The following is a 617-nucleotide window of genomic DNA, read 5'->3' as shown; positions in this document are numbered from 1 at the left end:
GTCATCAACCGCGCGGTGGAGAGCGACGACGATTCGGTCGGAGGCAAGGCCTGACCATCAGCACACCTCTCCACGCAACCTTCACGTCGCAGACCGCCACCGTGCAGTTCCTTAGTTATCTAACCATTAGTGATGTAAGTATCGGCGCGCAACATTGATGTGGGGCATCCATGGTGGCGAGGACACCCACTATCGCATCAGTCGCCTGCCTCATGAGTGATGCCGGCGACCCCTCGGTCCTCTCGGCGCCGCCGACCCGGCTTCGCGTCGGGCTCCTCGGGGGAGAGGCTCCGAATCGCAGCTTCTAGATTGGTCTGCAGCTCGCCCAATAGGGCGATCTGGAGATCCGCTTCGCGGCGCGAAATGCCGGTCTTAGCGATATCCCCAACTTCGATGCCAATGGGCAGAAGCTTCCTTTTCAGCTCGTGACCGTAAGGGGTGAGGAAGATGTTGATCTTCCGCTTGTCCGCCGCGTTGCGGACCCGGGCAACGATTCCCCGTTGCTCCATGGAAGCGATCGCCGAAAGCGTGGTCGGCTCCATCGTTCCAACAAGGTCGGACAGTTCCTTCTGGGTTAAGCCGTCCTGGTCCCACAGGACGCGCAAGAAGTACCACAT

General features: G+C 60.1%; 1 protein-coding gene. It reads right to left on the bottom strand.

Going from position 1 to position 617, the window contains the following annotated elements; genetic code table 11:
* Nucleotides 1-197: 197 nt before the first annotated feature.
* A partial coding sequence (locus EWH12_RS22045) for a MarR family winged helix-turn-helix transcriptional regulator (RefSeq protein ID WP_129927829.1) occupies nt 198-617 on the bottom strand: 420 nt, incomplete at its 5' end.

Origin of the sequence: Sphingobium cupriresistens, assembly GCF_004152865.1 — a bacterium.
GTDB lineage: Bacteria > Pseudomonadota > Alphaproteobacteria > Sphingomonadales > Sphingomonadaceae > Sphingobium > Sphingobium cupriresistens.
Note: the sequence above shows the minus strand (reverse complement) of the source record. Positions and strands in the feature narration are given on the sequence as shown.